Source organism: Roseofilum sp. Guam, assembly GCF_017746735.1.
GTDB lineage: Bacteria > Cyanobacteriota > Cyanobacteriia > Cyanobacteriales > Desertifilaceae > Roseofilum > Roseofilum reptotaenium.
Genome location: NZ_JAGHZN010000026.1, coordinates 1 through 16,862 on the forward strand (window position 1 = coordinate 1; position 16,862 = coordinate 16,862).

At 44.7% G+C, this 16,862-nt stretch carries 19 protein-coding genes, 1 tRNA gene and 1 pseudogene; 13 read left to right on the forward strand and 8 right to left on the reverse strand.

Translation table 11 applies throughout. The annotated features are described in order from the left end of the window. Positions 1-298: 298 nt before the first annotated feature. Positions 299-368: transfer RNA gene (locus J7529_RS11415), tRNA-Pro, on the reverse strand. Between the two features lie 112 nt (positions 369-480). Here J7529_RS11415 and lipA point away from each other — a divergent pair. The 6 genes from lipA (at position 481) to J7529_RS11445 (ending at position 5,848) form a co-directional block, all read left to right on the forward strand. Continuing rightward, positions 481-1,350, forward strand: coding sequence for a lipoyl synthase (gene lipA / locus J7529_RS11420; protein WP_271941816.1), 870 nt, complete (start codon positions 481-483; stop codon positions 1,348-1,350). Positions 1,351-1,593: 243 nt separating this feature from the next. Continuing rightward, complete coding sequence (locus J7529_RS11425) at positions 1,594-2,631, forward strand: ABC transporter substrate-binding protein (protein ID WP_318729058.1); 1,038 nt, start codon at positions 1,594-1,596, stop codon at positions 2,629-2,631. Between the two features lie 226 nt (positions 2,632-2,857). Beyond that, positions 2,858-3,619 (forward strand): ABC transporter ATP-binding protein, encoded by a 762-nt coding sequence (locus J7529_RS11430; RefSeq protein ID WP_318729059.1) that lies wholly within the window; start codon positions 2,858-2,860, stop codon positions 3,617-3,619. A 3-nt stretch (positions 3,620-3,622) separates the two neighbouring features. Continuing rightward, the gene (locus tag J7529_RS11435; RefSeq protein ID WP_318729060.1) at positions 3,623-4,423 is read left to right on the forward strand and encodes an ABC transporter permease; all 801 of its coding nucleotides are present in this window, start codon (positions 3,623-3,625) and stop codon (positions 4,421-4,423) included. Positions 4,424-4,606: 183 nt separating this feature from the next. Next, positions 4,607-4,867, forward strand: coding sequence for a hypothetical protein (locus J7529_RS11440; RefSeq protein ID WP_318729061.1), 261 nt, complete (start codon positions 4,607-4,609; stop codon positions 4,865-4,867). Positions 4,868-4,999: 132 nt separating this feature from the next. Next, on the forward strand, positions 5,000-5,848 hold the full coding sequence (locus J7529_RS11445) for a PEP-CTERM sorting domain-containing protein (RefSeq protein ID WP_318729062.1): 849 nt from the start codon (positions 5,000-5,002) through the stop codon (positions 5,846-5,848). Between the two features lie 11 nt (positions 5,849-5,859). Here J7529_RS11445 and ispF read toward each other — a convergent pair whose 3' ends face one another. After that, positions 5,860-6,339: a 2-C-methyl-D-erythritol 2,4-cyclodiphosphate synthase gene (gene ispF / locus J7529_RS11450; protein ID WP_318729063.1), complete on the reverse strand. Its 480-nt coding sequence runs from the start codon at positions 6,337-6,339 to the stop codon at positions 5,860-5,862. Positions 6,340-6,402: 63 nt separating this feature from the next. Continuing rightward, a complete protein-coding gene (locus tag J7529_RS11455) occupies positions 6,403-6,606 on the reverse strand; it encodes a hypothetical protein (RefSeq protein WP_318698382.1) in 204 nt (67 codons plus the stop codon). Between the two features lie 362 nt (positions 6,607-6,968). On the opposite strand from J7529_RS11455, the gene J7529_RS11460 reads away from it, so the two are divergent. The 4 genes from J7529_RS11460 (at position 6,969) to frr (ending at position 10,250) form a co-directional block, all read left to right on the forward strand. Next, positions 6,969-8,048, forward strand: coding sequence for an alginate O-acetyltransferase AlgX-related protein (locus tag J7529_RS11460; protein ID WP_318729064.1), 1,080 nt, complete (start codon positions 6,969-6,971; stop codon positions 8,046-8,048). Between the two features lie 282 nt (positions 8,049-8,330). Beyond that, positions 8,331-8,876 carry a redoxin domain-containing protein gene (locus J7529_RS11465; RefSeq protein ID WP_318729065.1) on the forward strand — a complete coding sequence of 182 codons (546 nt, stop codon included), beginning with the start codon at positions 8,331-8,333 and terminating at the stop codon, positions 8,874-8,876. Between the two features lie 110 nt (positions 8,877-8,986). Then, positions 8,987-9,715: a UMP kinase gene (gene pyrH / locus J7529_RS11470; RefSeq protein ID WP_271941792.1), complete on the forward strand. Its 729-nt coding sequence runs from the start codon at positions 8,987-8,989 to the stop codon at positions 9,713-9,715. Further along, a complete protein-coding gene (frr, locus tag J7529_RS11475; protein ID WP_318729066.1) occupies positions 9,702-10,250 on the forward strand; it encodes a ribosome recycling factor in 549 nt (182 codons plus the stop codon). Before pyrH ends, frr begins: the two co-directional genes overlap by 14 nt. 35 nt (positions 10,251-10,285) lie before the next feature. On the opposite strand, the gene J7529_RS11480 is transcribed toward frr, so the two are convergent. Then, positions 10,286-10,474: a hypothetical protein gene (locus J7529_RS11480; RefSeq protein WP_318729067.1), complete on the reverse strand. Its 189-nt coding sequence runs from the start codon at positions 10,472-10,474 to the stop codon at positions 10,286-10,288. 272 nt (positions 10,475-10,746) lie between these two features. Between J7529_RS11480 and J7529_RS11485 the strand changes: the two genes are divergently transcribed. Next, the gene (locus J7529_RS11485; protein WP_318729068.1) at positions 10,747-11,865 is read left to right on the forward strand and encodes a geranylgeranyl reductase family protein; all 1,119 of its coding nucleotides are present in this window, start codon (positions 10,747-10,749) and stop codon (positions 11,863-11,865) included. Positions 11,866-12,014: 149 nt separating this feature from the next. Here J7529_RS11485 and J7529_RS11490 read toward each other — a convergent pair whose 3' ends face one another. Both J7529_RS11490 and J7529_RS11495 read right to left on the reverse strand, forming a co-directional pair. After that, positions 12,015-13,010, reverse strand: coding sequence for a methyltransferase domain-containing protein (locus J7529_RS11490; RefSeq protein ID WP_271941852.1), 996 nt, complete (start codon positions 13,008-13,010; stop codon positions 12,015-12,017). Positions 13,011-13,077: 67 nt separating this feature from the next. Then, positions 13,078-14,334 carry a transposase gene (locus J7529_RS11495; RefSeq protein WP_318729069.1) on the reverse strand — a complete coding sequence of 419 codons (1,257 nt, stop codon included), beginning with the start codon at positions 14,332-14,334 and terminating at the stop codon, positions 13,078-13,080. 29 nt (positions 14,335-14,363) lie between these two features. On the opposite strand from J7529_RS11495, the gene tnpA reads away from it, so the two are divergent. Further along, positions 14,364-14,774 carry an IS200/IS605 family transposase gene (gene tnpA / locus J7529_RS11500; protein WP_318729152.1) on the forward strand — a complete coding sequence of 137 codons (411 nt, stop codon included), beginning with the start codon at positions 14,364-14,366 and terminating at the stop codon, positions 14,772-14,774. 310 nt (positions 14,775-15,084) lie between these two features. On the opposite strand, the pseudogene J7529_RS24695 reads toward tnpA, so the two are convergent. After that, a pseudogene (locus tag J7529_RS24695) lies at positions 15,085-15,264 on the reverse strand (hypothetical protein); the annotation flags it as partial. A gap of 94 nt (positions 15,265-15,358) precedes the next feature. Further along, the gene (locus J7529_RS11505) at positions 15,359-15,970 is read right to left on the reverse strand and encodes a 4Fe-4S single cluster domain-containing protein (protein ID WP_318729070.1); all 612 of its coding nucleotides are present in this window, start codon (positions 15,968-15,970) and stop codon (positions 15,359-15,361) included. A 227-nt stretch (positions 15,971-16,197) separates the two neighbouring features. Here J7529_RS11505 and J7529_RS11510 point away from each other — a divergent pair, with 227 nt between their 5' ends. Beyond that, positions 16,198-16,593, forward strand: a complete 396-nt coding sequence (locus J7529_RS11510) for an aldo/keto reductase (protein ID WP_318729071.1) — start codon at positions 16,198-16,200, stop codon at positions 16,591-16,593. Positions 16,594-16,862: the final 269 nt, after the last annotated feature.

Sequence of the window (16,862 nt, forward strand, 5' to 3'; positions counted from 1 at the left end):
AGGTTACCCTCTTATCTCTGAACACCGGGTGTCGTCACCCGGTGATAGCGGTTGCGTCTGAAATTGAGAGGATATTTTTGGGGTTTCGGGAGGGTTTTCAGTTTCTCTCAGGGAATGGCTTGGATTTCTCTATGGATTCTATAGAAAACTCTAATTAGTATCTAACCCATTTAACCTATTTCTTGCCCCTTACTTTTGGAGGTGCTATGGTGGTTTTGTGTGAAATATGTGTGTTGAGCCTGCCTTGGGACTAGGGTATTGCTGCTTCAAAGCCTTGAAACCAAAGAATATTGATGAATCGGGATGACAGGATTTGTGCGGCTCCCTCGTCCCGAACGAGGTGCGCTACCAAGCTGCGCTACATCCCGGTAAACCATATAACTTATCTGAATGATAACATGCGATCGCCTTATTGAGATGAAAATTGCTAAATCTTGTTAGGATAAAGTACAGTAACTCAACACAGGATAACAGAGTACGGTGACGGTTAAACCAGATTGGCTCAGGGTTAAAGCTCCCCAATGGCAGCGAGTGGGTGACGTGAAAACGACCCTCCGTGATTTAGGCTTAAATACAGTTTGTGAAGAAGCCTCTTGTCCCAATATCGGTGAATGTTTCAATGCGGGTACAGCGACTTTTCTAATTATGGGGCCCGCTTGTACGAGAGCTTGTCCCTATTGTGATATTGATTTTGAGAAAAAGCCCCAACCTCTTGACCCTACTGAACCGCAACGGTTAGGGGAAGCGGTGCAACGGATGGGACTTAAACATGTAGTGATTACTTCTGTCAATCGGGATGACTTACCTGATGGAGGGGCCAGTCAATTTGTCCGTTGTATTGAGGCGGTCCGCGCCTTGATGCCTCAAACCACAATTGAAGTATTAATTCCGGATCTCTGTGGCAATTGGCAGGCTCTAGAGACAATTTTAAGCGGCCAACCCGAAGTTCTCAACCATAATACAGAAACTGTCCCCCGGTTATATCGGCGCGTGCGACCCCAAGGAGAGTATCAGCGTTCTCTAGAGGTCTTAAGGCGATCTCGACAGTTATCCCCTACAATCTATACGAAATCAGGGATCATGGTGGGATTAGGAGAAACTGATGAAGAAGTCCGCCAAGTAATGACTGAATTACGCGAGGTAGATTGTGATATCATCACCATCGGTCAATATCTGCAACCAACTCCCAAACATTATCCTCTAAACCGCTTTGTAACTCCCGAAGAATTTGAAGCTTGGCGTGTCTTTGGAGACTCATTAGGCTTTCTGCAAGTCGTCTCTTCTCCCCTCACCCGCAGTTCCTACCATGCTGAACAAGTACAAGACTTGATGAAGCAAGCGCCAAGATAGAATATCTTGGGCTGTCATGGACGTGATCTCCCATAACAGTGCTAACCCTTAAATTTCTGGGTGGTTTTCCCGGAAAACTGTAAATCAACAGATCATAAACAGCCGCCGGATCCAGTTTCGATCCGGCTTTTAATCCCACCTTCCGCATGACAAAACGTAGCATAGATAGCTCTGGCAATTTGAGTGAGTATTGAGGCTGAATAAAAACTAGAAAAATTTCCACAAATCATTTAGGTTTGCTATATGACTCAAATCCCCCCTATCTCCCGTCGCCAGTTTCTAAACCTCAGTTCTTTTGGATTAGGCGGTGGTTTACTCTCGGTTAACTCCCCTCGCACCCAAAAAATCAAGTCTTTAGACTCAATAAAATTCGCCCTCAGTTGGAAAGCTGAAGCTGAATATGGGGGATTTTATCAAGCGCTGGCGACGGGAATTTATCAAAAGCATGGCTTAGATCTAACCATCCGCCCCGTTAATCCCCAAACCAATAGCACTCAGTTACTCCTCGGAGGTGCGCTAGAGTTCAACATGGGAAGTTCTCTCAATATTTTCAAAGCCATAGAACAGAACATTCCCTTAGTTACCGTCGCCTCAATGTTTCAGAAAAATATTCAAGTGCTGTTAACCCACCCAGGAGTCGGCAATGAATCCCTGGCTGATTTAATAGGAAAACCTATTTTTATTTCATCTGGGGCACGGTTTACCTATTGGCCAGTTCTGAAACAAAACTATGGATTTGCCGATAATCAAATTCGTCCCTATAATTCTAATGTGACTCCGTTTTTAGTCGATGAAACGTCTGCACAACAAGGAGTTTTAACGTCTGAACCCTACACAATTGAACAAAAAGGAGGGTTTAAGCCGATTGTGCATCTATTAGCGGATGCGGGTTATAATCCCTATTCTTTTACGATTACGACGACTCGCAATTTAGTCAATGATAATCCGGATTTGGTTCACCGATTTGTTGATGCGTCGATTCGGGGCTGGTATAGTTATTTGGACAATCCAAAACCGGGCAATCGGTTGATTAAACGAGATAATCCAGAAATGACGGATGATTTACTCGATTATAGCTTTAGAAAGCTCAAAGAGTATGATATCCTTATCTCTGGAGCAGCGAAAACGTTTGGCATTGGTGCAATGACTGGTGAGCGGTGGAAAGCTTTTTTCCAATCGACAGTTAATTTAGGTATGGTGGATTCAGGGGTGGATTATCATCAAGCGTATACCCTGAAATTTGTGAATAAGGGAGTTGACTATTATCAAAAGTCGGTCTAATGGACAATACCTTCGCCATTTTTCCGTAGTGGACTGTCTCATCTAAAATAGAGCTTTGTTTGTAGTAAGCACGAAGAGTGCTTAAAAGCCTAGCTGGAGATTGCTCAATCCCTCACTACAAACAAAATCTAATAGAAAACTCGGTTCGGTCTAAACGCTTACACCGAACGAAATCTAATGCATGAGGGTATGGGTTTATTCCTCCCCCTCTCCCCCATCTTTTTCTATGGATATTGACAAACCGATCGCGACTCTAGAGAATGTTAGCAAACGTTTTGATAGCCAGAATCTGGCGATCGCCGATCTCAACCTAAACCTCTATCCCTCAGAGATTCTCAGCATCGTCGGTCCGTCAGGATGCGGCAAAAGTACCCTACTGCGAATCATTGCGGGCTTAACATCCCTCAGTTCCGGTACTCTGCACTGGCACAATTCTGGACAGAGTAACCAACTCGCGTTTGTGTTTCAAGACGCAGCATTAATGCCTTGGGCAACCGTGTGGCAGAATGTCTTCTTACCCCTAAAATTGGCCGGTGTGCCCCAGAAAAAAGCCCAGGAGAAGATTCAAGAAGCTCTGGAATTGGTGCAGTTAAATCAAGTTTCTCAATCCTATCCCCGGCAACTGTCTGGAGGGATGAAAATGCGCGTTTCTATAGCTAGATCGCTGGTGAATAATCCCCAAGTCTTATTAATGGATGAGCCATTTGGAGCCTTAGATGATATTACCCGCACTCAATTAAATGATGAACTATTAAATTTGTGGAGCCAAAAACGCTGGACAATTGTGTTTGTCACTCATAATATCTATGAAGCAGTTTATTTATCCCATCGAGTGATCGTGATGGGAACAGCTCCCGGACGCATTGTTGCCGAAATTCCGATTCACGAACCCTATCCCCGCAATTCGAGTTTTCGGGGAGCGATCGCCTATACTGAGTATTACCAACAAGTCGCTACCGCCCTATCTGAAGCCATCACGCCTCACTAGATTATGCCAGAATTGCGCCGTTTGTTTTCCCTAGAAACCCTAGCTCCTCTTGTTCTCGGAATACTGGTACTCTCGTTTTGGGAAATCTCTGTATCCCTAACCCATACCCCGAGCTACATTCTACCGGGGCCAATTCTGATTCTTAAAACCTTAATTCAAGATCGATCAATCCTCTTGCCTGCGATGCTCGTTACCTTAAAAATTACGATCGTTGCTTTTCTCGTGGCTATGGTTTCTGGATTATTCCTGGCAATGATTATGGCACAGAGTAAGTGGATTGAAAAAAGTTTGTATCCCTACGCAATTATACTGCAAACGATTCCCATGGCGGCGATCGCTCCCCTGATCGTGATTTGGATGCGTAATAACACCTTTGCCGCCCTAGTCATCTGCGCTTGGATTATCGCCTTTTTTCCCATCGTTTCTAACACCACCTTTGGCCTCAATAACCTCGATCCTAACCTTAAAGACCTCTTCAAACTTTATCAAGCATCCCGATGGCAAACCCTACTGTATCTCAGACTACCCAGTGCGTTACCCTATTTTTTTGCTGGATTACGCATTAGTGGTGGATTAGCCTTAATTGGGGCTGTAGTTGCCGAAATTGTTGCCGGTACAGGTGGCATGAATTCAGGATTAGCCTATCAAATCCTCTTAGCCAGTTATAACCTACAAATTCCTCGTATGTTTGCCGCATTATTACTCATTGGGATCTTGGGAATTCTAATTTTCATCTTCTTAAATCGTTTATCAAGCCAGATTTTAGGCAAGTGGCATGACAGTTCAACCTCCTTAGACCCCTAAACTCAGTATTTATCCAGAAAAAATCTTAAGAAAAAATAAAAAATCCGGGAAAACACTGGATCTCGATCCGGAAAACTGCCAGAATGTAGTGTTACTAGGGCATAAGAATAAAGACTTAAGATCTATCATTTTTCCAAAATATCTTCCATCACATGGGTGCTTGAGGGGCTTGGAGATGGGGAAATGTATAGAATCACAAACCACGACAAGAGCAATGGTGCAGTTCATCTTTTGGGAGATCCAAATATGATTCATGAAGTAGTTCAACAAGCCCTCTCTACCGGATATCTGAGCTTGGCTGATGAGGAACGTCTACGGGCACTAATGGTAAAACCCTATGGACTAGAAGACCTTCATGCCTTCTGGAGATTACAGCGGGCAACCATGGAAGGCGCTGTAAAACAGGAATCCCGTGAGATGAGACAAGCTTGCTTAATGGGTTAAGGGATCAACAGAAAATTCACTAACACATCATAATACGGTTACTGATATCAGGAAAAGTACGGAATCATAGGGTAGATACCTCTAGATTTCTATAAATTTATGTTCCTTAGCCAGAAGTTTCACGGAATCATCATGAATCAACGTCATCTGTCCATTGGGTTAGGATCTTCCCTGAGTTTGGGTCTGATGCTCACAGCATTGACTGCCATCGGTTCTGAATCCGCCCATGCTGCCACCTTAAGTGGCCAGAAATGGGATGGTTCATCGACCAGTTTAACCTGGAATGAAAGTAATGCGGTCACTGGAGGGTCAATAGTATCTGGAACTCCCAGCTCTTTTGCTTTTCCCGGAGGCTTTAATGGACTGTTGCAAAGTAGTCAAACCGTAGGTGAAATTTTTGGAGAACAAGGACAAACATCTCTAGAATTGGAAAAGAGTGGGGCTGTTGGCACTATTGAGTTGGATTGGGGGGGAAATCTCCTAGCCAATGAAGAGGGTAACGACCTAGTCGTATATGAAAATGGTGGTGTTGGAGCGCCAGAAGCCTTTGCGGTTTCTGTTCGTAAAGCTGGAGAAACAGATTTTAGCGAATATCTCTACCAGTTTAGTGACCACTTCTCTGCAACGTATCAAGTCTTCGCCACCGTATTTGATTTAAGTTCCTTTGGGTTAGGCGCAGGAGATGCGATTGATGCCATTCGTATTCGTAATCTTGCTCCCAGTGATTTAGTGAGTGGGAGTGATGGTCAAGGATTTCTTGGAGGTAGCTATACCGCTTTTACCCATGCTGGAGGCAGTGGTTTCGATATCAATACTAAACTTGATGCTGACATTACTTATGTAGCTGGTCTCAATGATGTTTTTACTCCACTCCCACCATCTGAGCAACCTTCGGATGTTCCCGAACCTTCTGCCATTCTGGGTTTAGTGGGGGTAGGATTGTTGGGTTTAGGAACTCGCTTAAGAGCGCGTCAGCGTTAGTTCGCTCAGGGTTACGTCTTTTCTAGAAGGGTAACCGCGTAGGCGGCTATCCCTTCTTCACGACCGATTGGGCCGAGTTTTTCGTTGGTGGTGGCTTTAATGCTAATTTGATCGGGTTGTAGGGTTAAGATGTTTGAGAGGCGATCGCTCATTTCCGATAAATGAGCCTTCAATTTCGGGCGCTCGGCCACCACTACAGAATCAATATTCACCACCTGCCAACCTCGGTCAAGTAGTAAGCCATTAACCTGACCCAGTAATATTAGGCTATCCGCCCCTTTCCATTGGGGGTCGCTGGGGGGAAAATAATGGCCGATGTCTCCTAAGCTTAAAGCTCCGAGCATGGCATCCATAATGGCATGAGTCAGTACATCGGCATCACTATGGCCGACTAACCCAAGTTCATGAGGAATGTTTACCCCTCCTAAAATCAAGGGGCGGTTTGGGCCAAGTTGATGGATATCGTAACCATTACCGATCCGAATGTTCATGGCAGTGGGGAATGTGATGAGCGCCAGTTATTTGCTTGGATCATACCCCAAATTCAGACAGCTCTAGTTCGCAATCCTCAGCCATCCACGACGAGTAGCATAGATTAAGCGATCGATTGCCGAGCGTTCCTCTTCACTAATCGAGTGTTGAAGCAATACGGATTGCAGTTGTTTGCGGTTGTCAGAGGTTAATTCCCCTGTATGGCAAACTTGAAACACCAGTTCGGCGATATTGAAACCAGAAGATATGGTAGTCGGTTGAAACATGATCGTATTAAAACTGAGATTTTAATCAAAAGAGCTAGAATCTTGGCCACTGGCGATTCAGACTTGTAAACCTTAAATTGTTTGACTTTCTCGCCAGATCCGAATATATAAAACCAAAGTAATCGAAAAAAAAACTAGCTTCTGTGAGAGGACTCCAGAGTTATTGTGATATGTATCACGCAGAGAAACTCTTCTCCACAGAATTTTGCTTGACAAAAAACACAAAATATGATATGAAACCCATTTTAAATCCTAGATAAAGGTCTGGGAATTATTGATGAAGCACCCCAACACCATACTCAGAAGACAATAGGGTAAACTAAGTCTTAGTTTTATGTAATTTTAGGTTCTTTTATACTACTATGCCCCACCTCAAGACCTTTCAGCAGTTTTTGAAACAATTCTTGATTATCACGGTCATTTCTTTTATCTTTACTGAGATTGGATTTCGAGTTTATAATTATATCAATCCTAGTTTTATCTTTTATGACAAATCTTATGGTCGTTTTCGCGGGAAACCTTTTTCTAAACATTATGATTTCACCTTAAATTCCCAGGGTTATAAAGATTTGGAATTTGAGGAGCAAAAAGCAGAAGGGATATACAGAATTGTCGGGATAGGAGACTCTTTTGCCTTTGGTGTTGTCCCCTATGAGGAAAATTATTACACGCTGGTTGAAGAGCAATTGCAAGCACAAAATCAATCGATAGAACTTTATAATTTTGGTATCCCTAACCTCAATCCTAAAGATTATCTAGCGGTCTTGGTCAATGAGGGGTTGAATTATAGTCCTGACATGATTATTGTTTCCTTTTTCATGGGTAATGATTTCTTGGATAGCCAAGATCAAAATCTATCTCAACCCCTCTACACGTATTCTTATGTCCTCTCATTTTTCAAATTCCTCTGGGAAATCCAAAAAAGTTATGAAGGAGAGTGGGAACTCCCGGAAAATATAGTTTATGACGATAATATGAAAGTTTTCAGTGATGAGAATTATCTCGGAATGGAGATGCGACGCAGTCAAATTTTTATCAAAGACAACCCTAAATTCAGTCAAACGTTTGACTATGCGATGGAATTTATTGAGCAAATCAATGAGATAGCTAAACAGCGAAATATAGAACTTTTGGTTGTCATAATTCCGGATGAAGTTCAAGTGAATATGGAGTTGCAAAATCAAGTTGTTGTGGGGATGAATATGCAGCCGGAACAACTTGATTTCTCCTTGCCGAATCGGTTGCTTGCCGAAAGACTATCATCCCTCAATATTAATTCTCTAGACTTGTTAGAACCTTTCCAACAGGTATCCGAAACAACTCGCCTATATCGCCCCAATGACAGCCATTGGAATATTGCTGGAAATCGATTGGCTGCGACAGAAATTTATAAGGTTGTTTTGCCAAAGTTAGCTCAATCTAGGGCAGATAAGGAACGTTAAAGGACATGTTTCTGAGAACCTGATAATTTCTGTCCAACAGGTTGATAACAGCTATAGTTCGTAACTTTTCCTAGGAGACCCTGATGATGAGCCATTACTAATGCAACTGTAAAAATATGAAAGGATGGATGGCGATAGGTATAGAAGCGAGAACCTTTCCGAGAGGCGATCGCGCCTGTTCTACTAGAATTGATGTTTCTCAAGACTATCTGGTTTACAGGGGATACGGTTTTTGTTAACTTGTTTGAATAGTTATTTATACAGGTTTTGAGCATGGTGGTCATGGAAGACATGGGAACTCCCATCGGTAGCTATGCGCCAGATTTTGAAGTACCAGGTGTGGATGATCAGGTGCATCATCTGGCTCGCTATATGGAAAAATATCAGGTGATTGGTGTGCTATTTATGGGTAACCAATGCCCGTATGTTATTGAGCTTCTTGAGGATTTAAAGCAACTTCAGCAAGAAAGAGAACCTCAAGGGATGACCTTGGTGGGGATGAATGCCAATCAGGGTTCCAAGAATTCAGGGGAGAATTTTGAGCAAATGAAGGTCTTTGCTCAAGACCATCAGCTTAATTTTTCCTATCTGCGGGATGTCACTCAAGATGTGGCAAAAAGTTTTGGGGCAACTCAGACTCCAGAGCTATTTCTACTCAATCATGAGGGGAGATTATGCTATCGCCGGGGGATGACTAAAGAGCAGAGCGCAGTAAAGCAGTGGATTGAAGATATCCGTGGGGCGATCGCCCAAATGTTGCAAGGAGAACCGGTAACCTATCCCATTCCCGAATCCTTAGTTGGTACTCCCATTCAATGGCGCTCCTGAGCCAAATTCTAGACCCTGAAAAAACTCTTCGGGAAGATTGTCAACATCTGCTATCTTAGGTGAGAGCAATTTGTATTCAATCATCGATCTGGAGATTACAGAGTCTAGGCATGGGGACAGGTTATCAGCGCATATTACTCAAACTTAGTGGTGAGGCCTTAATGGGAAGCCTGGCCTATGGCATTGATCCCGCGATCGTGCATAATATTGCCGAACAAGTGGCAGAAGTTGTATCGAGTGGCATACAAATCGCCATTGTCGTTGGTGGAGGAAATATTTTTCGGGGTGTGAAAGGGGCAGCCGCTGGGATGGAGCGGGCAACAGCCGACTATATTGGTATGATTGCCACGGTGATGAATGCCATGACCTTACAAGATGCCCTAGAACAAATGGATGTCCCGACTCGGGTCCAAACGGCGATCGCCATGCAGGAAGTGGCAGAACCCTATATCCGTCGCCGAGCCATGCGTCACTTAGAAAAGGGACGGGTGGTCATTTTTGGCGCGGGTTCGGGCAATCCGTTCTTTACCACCGATACTACGGCTGCTTTAAGGGCAGCCGAAATTAATGCGGAGGTAATTTTTAAGGCGACTAAGGTCGATGGTGTCTATGATAGCGACCCCAAAACTAATCCAGAAGCCAAACGCTATGAAAGCTTAACCTATCAGCATGTTTTGGCTCACGAATTGCAAGTGATGGATAGTACGGCGATCGCTTTGTGTAAAGATAATGATATTCCCATTTTGGTCTTTGACCTGTCGGTGAAAGGCAATATTCGTCGCGCCGTCATGGGAGAGTCAGTTGGAACAGTTGTAGGAGGTTCCTGTGCAATTAAGTGATGTGGAAGAGTTAATGCAGAAGGCGGTTGAGTCTACTCGCCATTCTTTTAATACCATTCGGACTGGACGGGCTAATAGTTCGCTTCTAGACCGAGTGATGGTCGAATATTATGGTACGCCGACTCCTCTAAAATCCCTGGCGAATATTAGTACCCCGGATTCGAGTACCCTTATGATTCAACCCTACGATAAAGGATCGTTAAATGTGATTGAAAAAGCGATTTCTCTATCGGATCTAGGATTAACTCCTAATAATGATGGTCAATGCGTGCGATTGAATATTCCTCAATTAACTGAAGAACGCCGTAAAGAGTTGGTCAAACAAGTGGCCAAGTTAGCAGAAGAAGGCCGAGTTTCTGTGCGCAATAATCGTCGTCAAGGAATTGATGATACTCGCAAGAAGGAGAAAAATGGTGACATTACTGAGGATGAATCTCGAAATTTACAAGATGAGATTCAAAAGCTGACAGACAAATATATTAAGAAAATTGATGATCTGTTAGCTGACAAAGAGAAAGATATTACCAAAGTCTAAGATTGCTCTCTCTTTTCCCCCGCTTGCCTACCCGGTTAAGCGGGAACAACTAAGTTCAACGCTGACCTGGCTTGGCTTGGACGCACAATATAAGCAACATGCATGGGATAGCCATAGGTCGAATAGATCAAATCAATAAGCTTGAGTGCAGTTTCCCGATGGCGATAGGTTTTGAGTATGGTTTGATTTCCATTGGCATATTCAAGACAAACATCCCAAGTCATAATCCTCTTCTCCTTTGATATTCCGTAAGACTACGATAGCCTTTGTGAAATTTTGATGAAGTCGTCGTTTGTCTTTATATTAATCTGTGATTGTTGATTTTGAGTTCAGTGATACTACTTATTTATTCAAGGAAATAAAAAAATCTGAAAAATCAAGGAAAATGTTGAGAAAAGGGCAAAAAAACTCCAGCAGAACTTGCCGGAAGACAAGCCGAAAAACTGGTTAATGAGTGTTATTGTACAGTTGTCAAAATCTGGAAGAAAATTATCCTATGTTTGATTGCATGATTGTTGGAGCAGGGCCGGCTGGGGCAACAGCGGCTTATCATTTAGCCAAACGGGGCCGTTCTGTGGCGATCGTAGAACAAGCGGCTCTTCCTCGGTATAAACCCTGTGGTGGAGGAGTGTCTCCAGCGATCGCCGAATATTTTGATTTTGATCTCGACCCTATAATTAGCTTGAAGGTGAACCAACTGCGCTACACCTGGCAACTCGACGATCCGGTAAACGTCAAGCTACAAGAAAAACAGATGTTCATCGTGCGCCGGGATAGCTTCGATGAGTTTCTGGTCAAACAGGCTCAAAATCAAGGAGCAGTTCTTAAGGATGACACCCCAGTAACGGGAATTGAGTGGAAAAGCGATCGCTGGGAGCTGAAAACTGCTAAAGGAGCGATCGAAGGCCGCTATCTGATCGCTGCTGATGGAGCCAAAGGACCAATGGCTAAATGGCTTAAAGTCAAACAGGGTAAGGAAAAACGAGCAGGCATGTTACACATCTCTGGGCTAACCCTTGAGGAAACTCCTCCCCTACACTTTGATTTTGGCAGCCTCAAAAATGGATTTATTTGGAACTTCCCCCAAAGCGATGGCTATGCAATTAGCGCCACTGCGTTTCAGGGAGGAGATGCTAAAAAGCTCCAAGAGACTCTAGAGAGCTATACCCAATCGAGTGGCATTGCCCAAGGGGGAATGGTTCAATATCATGAGCATTCTGTGCGTTTGTGGGATGGAGATCGCCCCTTGCACACTCAAAATGCTCTTGTTGCTGGGGAAGCCGCCCAAATTGTCGATCCTCTCTCTGGAGAAGGCATCCGTCCCTCCATTTTTACCGGAGTCAAAGCAGCAGAGGCGATCGATCAGGCGATCGGTGGCAATGGTAATGCCCTAGAAACCTACACCCAAACCCTTTCCGAACAATGGGGGGCAGATATGAAATGGGCGGCTCGTATTAGTGGTGTATTTTATAAATTCCCCAAAGTCAGTTATCGGGTAGGCGTTAAACAACCAGCCGCTAGTAGAATCATGAGTAAAATCCTCTGTGGGCAACTCAGCTATGCAGAAGTAGCGGGAGCCGCCATTAAACAACTCGGTAGCGGACTATTCAAGTAGCCCTTCGTGCGGGTAATGGTAATCGTTATCAGCTAAGGCTCTAGGCACTCTATTGACTAAAGTGTCTAGAGCCTAGGGCAAACTCCTATATCAACTGCATAATTACCTGATAATTACCTGTAGTGCGTAAGTCCCGATTAATTTTTCCCCTAACTGTTCAACAACTGAACCTCTTTCGCTTGAGACTTCTCTACGGACTGAGGGGTTGCACTCCCTCGCACAGCGCGGAACATCCCAAACCGGCACAACCGAGCACCAAATGCCAGACGCATTAACAGCATCGTGGGCACTTCTCGCAAAGATTTGATAAATCCCGACACCCCAAACAGCCATAATCCTTTAGGTCGAGCAATTCCTTGCCAGATAGAATCGAGCCATGAAGGCAGAGTTTCTGTAGTCCAATCGGCGGTTGTCACTTCCCCAGAAACCAGTCCCGTTTCTTCTATCAGTTCGGCAAAGCCTTCAATACTAGAAAAAGCGGGATGAGACCACTGATCGAGCAGTTGGCGCATGACTGGTTTTTCCCAGAAATTTAGGGGCTGTTGGCGATCGTCTCTTTGGTTCCAGTCCGCCACAACTAGCCGACCACCGGGTTTTAACACCCGCATCATTTCTCGCGCGTATTGGGCTTTATCCGGCATATGGGGACCGGCTTCAATGGACCAAACCACGTCAAAACTGGCATCGGGGAAAGATAATGCCAGGGCATCATTAACCATAAATTTGGCATCGACTCCTTCAGGGGTTAATTCCTGGGCGCGCTGCACTTGTTGCGGGCTAATTGTCACCCCCGTAACCGAAAAACCGTAATCTTTGGCGAGAATGCGGCTGCTACCCCCAATGCCACAACCCACATCTAATACTGTTGTCCCACGGGGGAATTTATCCAATTCTCCCCACTTAACCATTTCATGCACAAAGTCCGATTTAGCGGTGAGAAAATCTTTCCGTGTCGGTGGCGACCCATAATGACCCAGGTGAATATGTTCGCCCCAGTAAAATTCTAAAATTCCGTCTTCAGTCCATTCGTCATAAGAATGAGCCACCGTCTCGGAAGATTGATAACGGCGAGGGGTTGCGAGATAGAGCGTAATCCCTCCTCCTAGGAGTAAAAGCAACAATCCCAGAGAGTAGAATAAGTACATTGGCATGAAAGAGTCTCCTCTGATAATACGTTTTTTAGCAGATAGCCCGGTATCTAAATCTTGACGCTCATCGAGCTAACGCGGAGCGTATAGCTGGAGATTCCCCGTTCACAGACACTTGACTAGATGCCCCAAAGGACACCCCCGCCAGACCGTCTCCAGGGGCATTTTCAGCACTGTGCGCCCCACAGCGCTTTTGAAATCTATGGAGCAGCACCAAGCCGCTGGCCACATCACGAGGCATAGAACAGCCACAGGAACATTGATGCCATCGGTCTGAGAGGGACTTGGCGACCTTAGCTCCACAATCCGGACACTCCTGACTACTGCCCCTTGCATCCTCTTTGGCCACTGCCTTGCCGCGCTTAAATGCGACCCACGGCAACACACCATTAAGAAATTGTCCATGCCCCGCGTCAAGCATGTATTTGCCAAGCATCCCGCGACTTAACCCAATCAGGTTCAGCTCTTCAACCACGAGCGTATCAGCAGCATCACAAAGCTGGTGAGCCGTCTTGAAATGAAAGTCTTTGCGAGTTCTGGCAATCTGTTCATGTAATCTGGCTACCTGAGCTTGAGCTTTCTTCGAGTTAGCTGACCCAAGTTGTTTCCGCTTTAACCTACGTTGCAGCAATTTCAGCTTGCGTTGCAGTCCGACAAAAAACTTTGGACGTTTAACTTGAAGACCATCTGAGGTCGAGAGAAAATATTCCAGTCCAACATCTATGCCAATAACGTGACCTACTAATGGCGGTGCTGGGATGTCCAAATCAGCTTGGAATGAAAGGAGCACAGAATAGCCGGATGCACGTTTGACAATCCTGGCTTGTTTAACCTTGAACCCTTCTGGGTACGGCCTAGATTGCCTCATCGCTATCCATCCCAGACTAGGTAACTTAACCCGTCCTTGAGCTAAAGGATTTTTGCCCAGTTGGGGAAAGACGTATGAGCGCATCCGGACTGCTTTCTTAAACAGTGGGAACCCTGCCCCAAGCTTTTTGCGCCGCTCAAATGCTCGATCTAGACGACGAAGAACTTGTTGCAGCGCTTGTGCGTTGACAGATGCCAATTCAGAAATTAGCTTTTTGGATTCCGTTAGTCGCTGGCATTGAATCTTAAAACTCGGATAGGGTTCATCTGCTGGGATGATGTACTCACTTCGTAGAGAACAGACATTAACCGGGCACTTGCGAGAAGCTATCCAATCTTTGCGCTCTTTAAGCGCATAGTTCCACACCTTGCGGCACACCTCTAAATCCTGGTTGATTTGTTTAATCTGCTGCTTAGTCGGTTTTAGCTTGTACTCATACGTTACGGTTATCATCGGATTATTATAGCCTTTAGTCGCTTGCTATACCACAACAATTAAACACTCTCTATCACTGTTCTTACAGCATTCACTTTCACTTGGTCGCCTGCACCAAATATCGCCGCAAGTACATTACCCGACCAATGCTGAATAGACTCAAAGAGATATTCTCAGAAACTCTGCAGAAGTGGGAGGCAGAGCTGATTGAGTTTAATGGTGAAGCGGATCATATCCACTTGCTAATGTCTGTAAACCCCAAGGTTCAGCCGTCCAAGTTGGTCAACAACCTGAAGACTGTTTCCAGTCGCCTAATTCGCAAAGAATTTGCAGATCATCTAGGTAAGGTTTACCGCAAGCCTATGTTCTGGAGTCGTTCGTACTGCATTATTTCCTGTGGTGGAGCACCTATCTCAGTCTTAAAACAGTACATTCAACAGCAAGCAGAGATTGAGTAATTGCTCCCTCTGGTCGCCCGTCACTTCACTCCCACCCATAGCCGAAGGCTTGGGTGGAGCACTGCGATGGAGCTTGGTAGGGGTTTTTGGTCTCCAAACCCCTACTAAAATTTTCGTCCATACCCCCAAGGGCGATCGTCAAATTGGCTGCGAGGTGGAAAAAAAGGAGGCGAGTATTGAGGAATCGTTTGCACCAATAACCAGACGATCGCGCAGTGAATTACCGATCAGCCAAAGACTCATAATAGATTTCTCGCAAGCCAGTTAGGGTCGATCTCTCCAAAAGTGTCTATCCACTGGTCAAATAGCATCAGACTCCCTTGGATAAGAATATATGCGGCGATCGCAATTTCCCATAAATTGAGATGATAGAGTGCAGAAAGTGGCGTATCTTTATATCACCAGTAGAAACAGACCCCACGAGACTAGACTGGGAACTATCGCTCCATTGGTCAAGGGCAATCAGTTCAACAACCAGTTGAGTGAACCCTATATTGCCTGAACGCATAGGACTGTCTAGGTTGCAAAATTGGGAGTTTGGTCATGATCTACAATTTCTAATATTGCGATCAACTCAAGAAACCCTACAATTCAGCCAAGGTCATCTGGCCGCGATACCCCGTGACTAAGCGAGTACCATCTTTGAGAATATGGATTTCCATTTGATCGCTCGCCCAACTAATCGCATTTTCAAATTCTGGATTCAGGATATGAACCCGCTGATTACTCGAAGAAACGGGAGAAGTGGGGGAATGAATTGCTAAAGATTCTATATAAGGACCATCAATCAGAATATCCAGTTGATCGAGTAACTCTTGTGCCCCTTCCGGCGCACCTTTGGCCCTTAACTGCTCTACGGTAAAACCCGTAAATGACATAATATTGAATCCCTTCGCTTTAAGCTGACGAGCCAAGTTAGCCAGTCCTGGAGCCTGCCAAAAAGGTTCTCCTCCAGAAAAGGTCACCCCTTGATTGCGGGGATTACTGGCAATTTTTTCTGCTAGGGTATCAATGGAGATCAGTTGATTAATCTCAAACGACCAAGAAGCGGGATTAAAACAGCCAGAACAAGTGCGAGTGCAGCCTTGAACCCAGACCACAGCACGACATCCTGGGCCATTAACTTCCGACTCGTCTACATATCCCATGATGTTGAGATGGTTGGCGGGAATAGGTGGAGATTTAGGGTAACTCATGATCGCTAGAGAAATGAGGGTTGGCTTCTATTCTAGACGCAAGACTCCTATATGGTTATAAAGCGAATCTAAAAATTTGTTTGGTGGTGATAGAATCCGCGATGGGAGAGTAATATCAAATCCTTAGATGTTTGCTACAGATGATTGACACTCCGCACACGCGGATTGATGTGTAGCGTGATTTTTGGGATTGGATATAAAAACCTGAGCGTTCTTCGGATAAAACAATGATTCCTGAAAAGATAATCCCAGAAATTAACTTTTCTATGCCAGTTTTTGGCATGGGAACATGGATGTTAGGAGGGAAACTAGAACCGAGTCCAGACCGATGCGAGCGATCTGATACGGACTCTATTGTGCGAGCGATTGATGCGGGATTAACCCATATCGATACTGCGGAAATTTATGCTGGGGGATATGCAGAGGAAGCGATCGCTAAAGCTATATCAGGCTACGATCGATCAACGCTATTCCTAGTGTCAAAAGTTTCATCTGCCCATCTGCGATACAACGACTTAATAGAATCAGCAAAGCAAAGTCTAGCTCGATTGAAAACCGATTATCTCGATTTGGATTCGTCAGATGTCTCTGTTGCCTGGCGAAGCAACGCCATGGCATTATGACTTATGCCATTGAATTACAGTAGTTCTTCAAGGCCATACTTTAGCCATTGAATATGATGATCGGATGCCAACGAAGAATGTAACCTATAAACCGGTACAAATTGATTGGGACAAACCGAGCACTCATCTCCATCGTGCTGTAAATTCAAGTAATGAGTTTTATGAGGAGTTAACGATTTTCTTCCTTGATCGGCCGGGTCTTAATCCACAGCCTAGGTAGCCAGTAGGATGGGAGTATATCGGAGAAACCGCGATCGCTGTCGCGAAAT

Coding starts and splice junctions, on each gene's coding strand:
- pyrH (WP_271941792.1), top strand. CDS start 8,987: ATGGGGACAGGTTATCAGCGCATATTACTCAAACTTAGTGGTGAGGCC.
- J7529_RS11425 (WP_318729058.1), top strand. CDS start 1,594: ATGACTCAAATCCCCCCTATCTCCCGTCGCCAGTTTCTAAACCTCAGT.
- J7529_RS11480 (WP_318729067.1), bottom strand. CDS start 10,474: ATGACTTGGGATGTTTGTCTTGAATATGCCAATGGAAATCAAACCATA.
- J7529_RS11485 (WP_318729068.1), top strand. CDS start 10,747: ATGTTTGATTGCATGATTGTTGGAGCAGGGCCGGCTGGGGCAACAGCG.
- J7529_RS11435 (WP_318729060.1), top strand. CDS start 3,623: ATGCCAGAATTGCGCCGTTTGTTTTCCCTAGAAACCCTAGCTCCTCTT.
- J7529_RS11495 (WP_318729069.1), bottom strand. CDS start 14,334: ATGATAACCGTAACGTATGAGTACAAGCTAAAACCGACTAAGCAGCAG.
- J7529_RS11465 (WP_318729065.1), top strand. CDS start 8,331: ATGGAAGACATGGGAACTCCCATCGGTAGCTATGCGCCAGATTTTGAA.
- J7529_RS11490 (WP_271941852.1), bottom strand. CDS start 13,010: ATGTACTTATTCTACTCTCTGGGATTGTTGCTTTTACTCCTAGGAGGA.
- J7529_RS11505 (WP_318729070.1), bottom strand. CDS start 15,970: ATGAGTTACCCTAAATCTCCACCTATTCCCGCCAACCATCTCAACATC.
- J7529_RS11430 (WP_318729059.1), top strand. CDS start 2,858: ATGGATATTGACAAACCGATCGCGACTCTAGAGAATGTTAGCAAACGT.
- ispF (WP_318729063.1), bottom strand. CDS start 6,339: ATGAACATTCGGATCGGTAATGGTTACGATATCCATCAACTTGGCCCA.
- J7529_RS11510 (WP_318729071.1), top strand. CDS start 16,198: ATGATTCCTGAAAAGATAATCCCAGAAATTAACTTTTCTATGCCAGTT.
- J7529_RS11440 (WP_318729061.1), top strand. CDS start 4,607: ATGTATAGAATCACAAACCACGACAAGAGCAATGGTGCAGTTCATCTT.
- J7529_RS11455 (WP_318698382.1), bottom strand. CDS start 6,606: ATGTTTCAACCGACTACCATATCTTCTGGTTTCAATATCGCCGAACTG.
- J7529_RS11460 (WP_318729064.1), top strand. CDS start 6,969: ATGCCCCACCTCAAGACCTTTCAGCAGTTTTTGAAACAATTCTTGATT.
- J7529_RS11445 (WP_318729062.1), top strand. CDS start 5,000: ATGAATCAACGTCATCTGTCCATTGGGTTAGGATCTTCCCTGAGTTTG.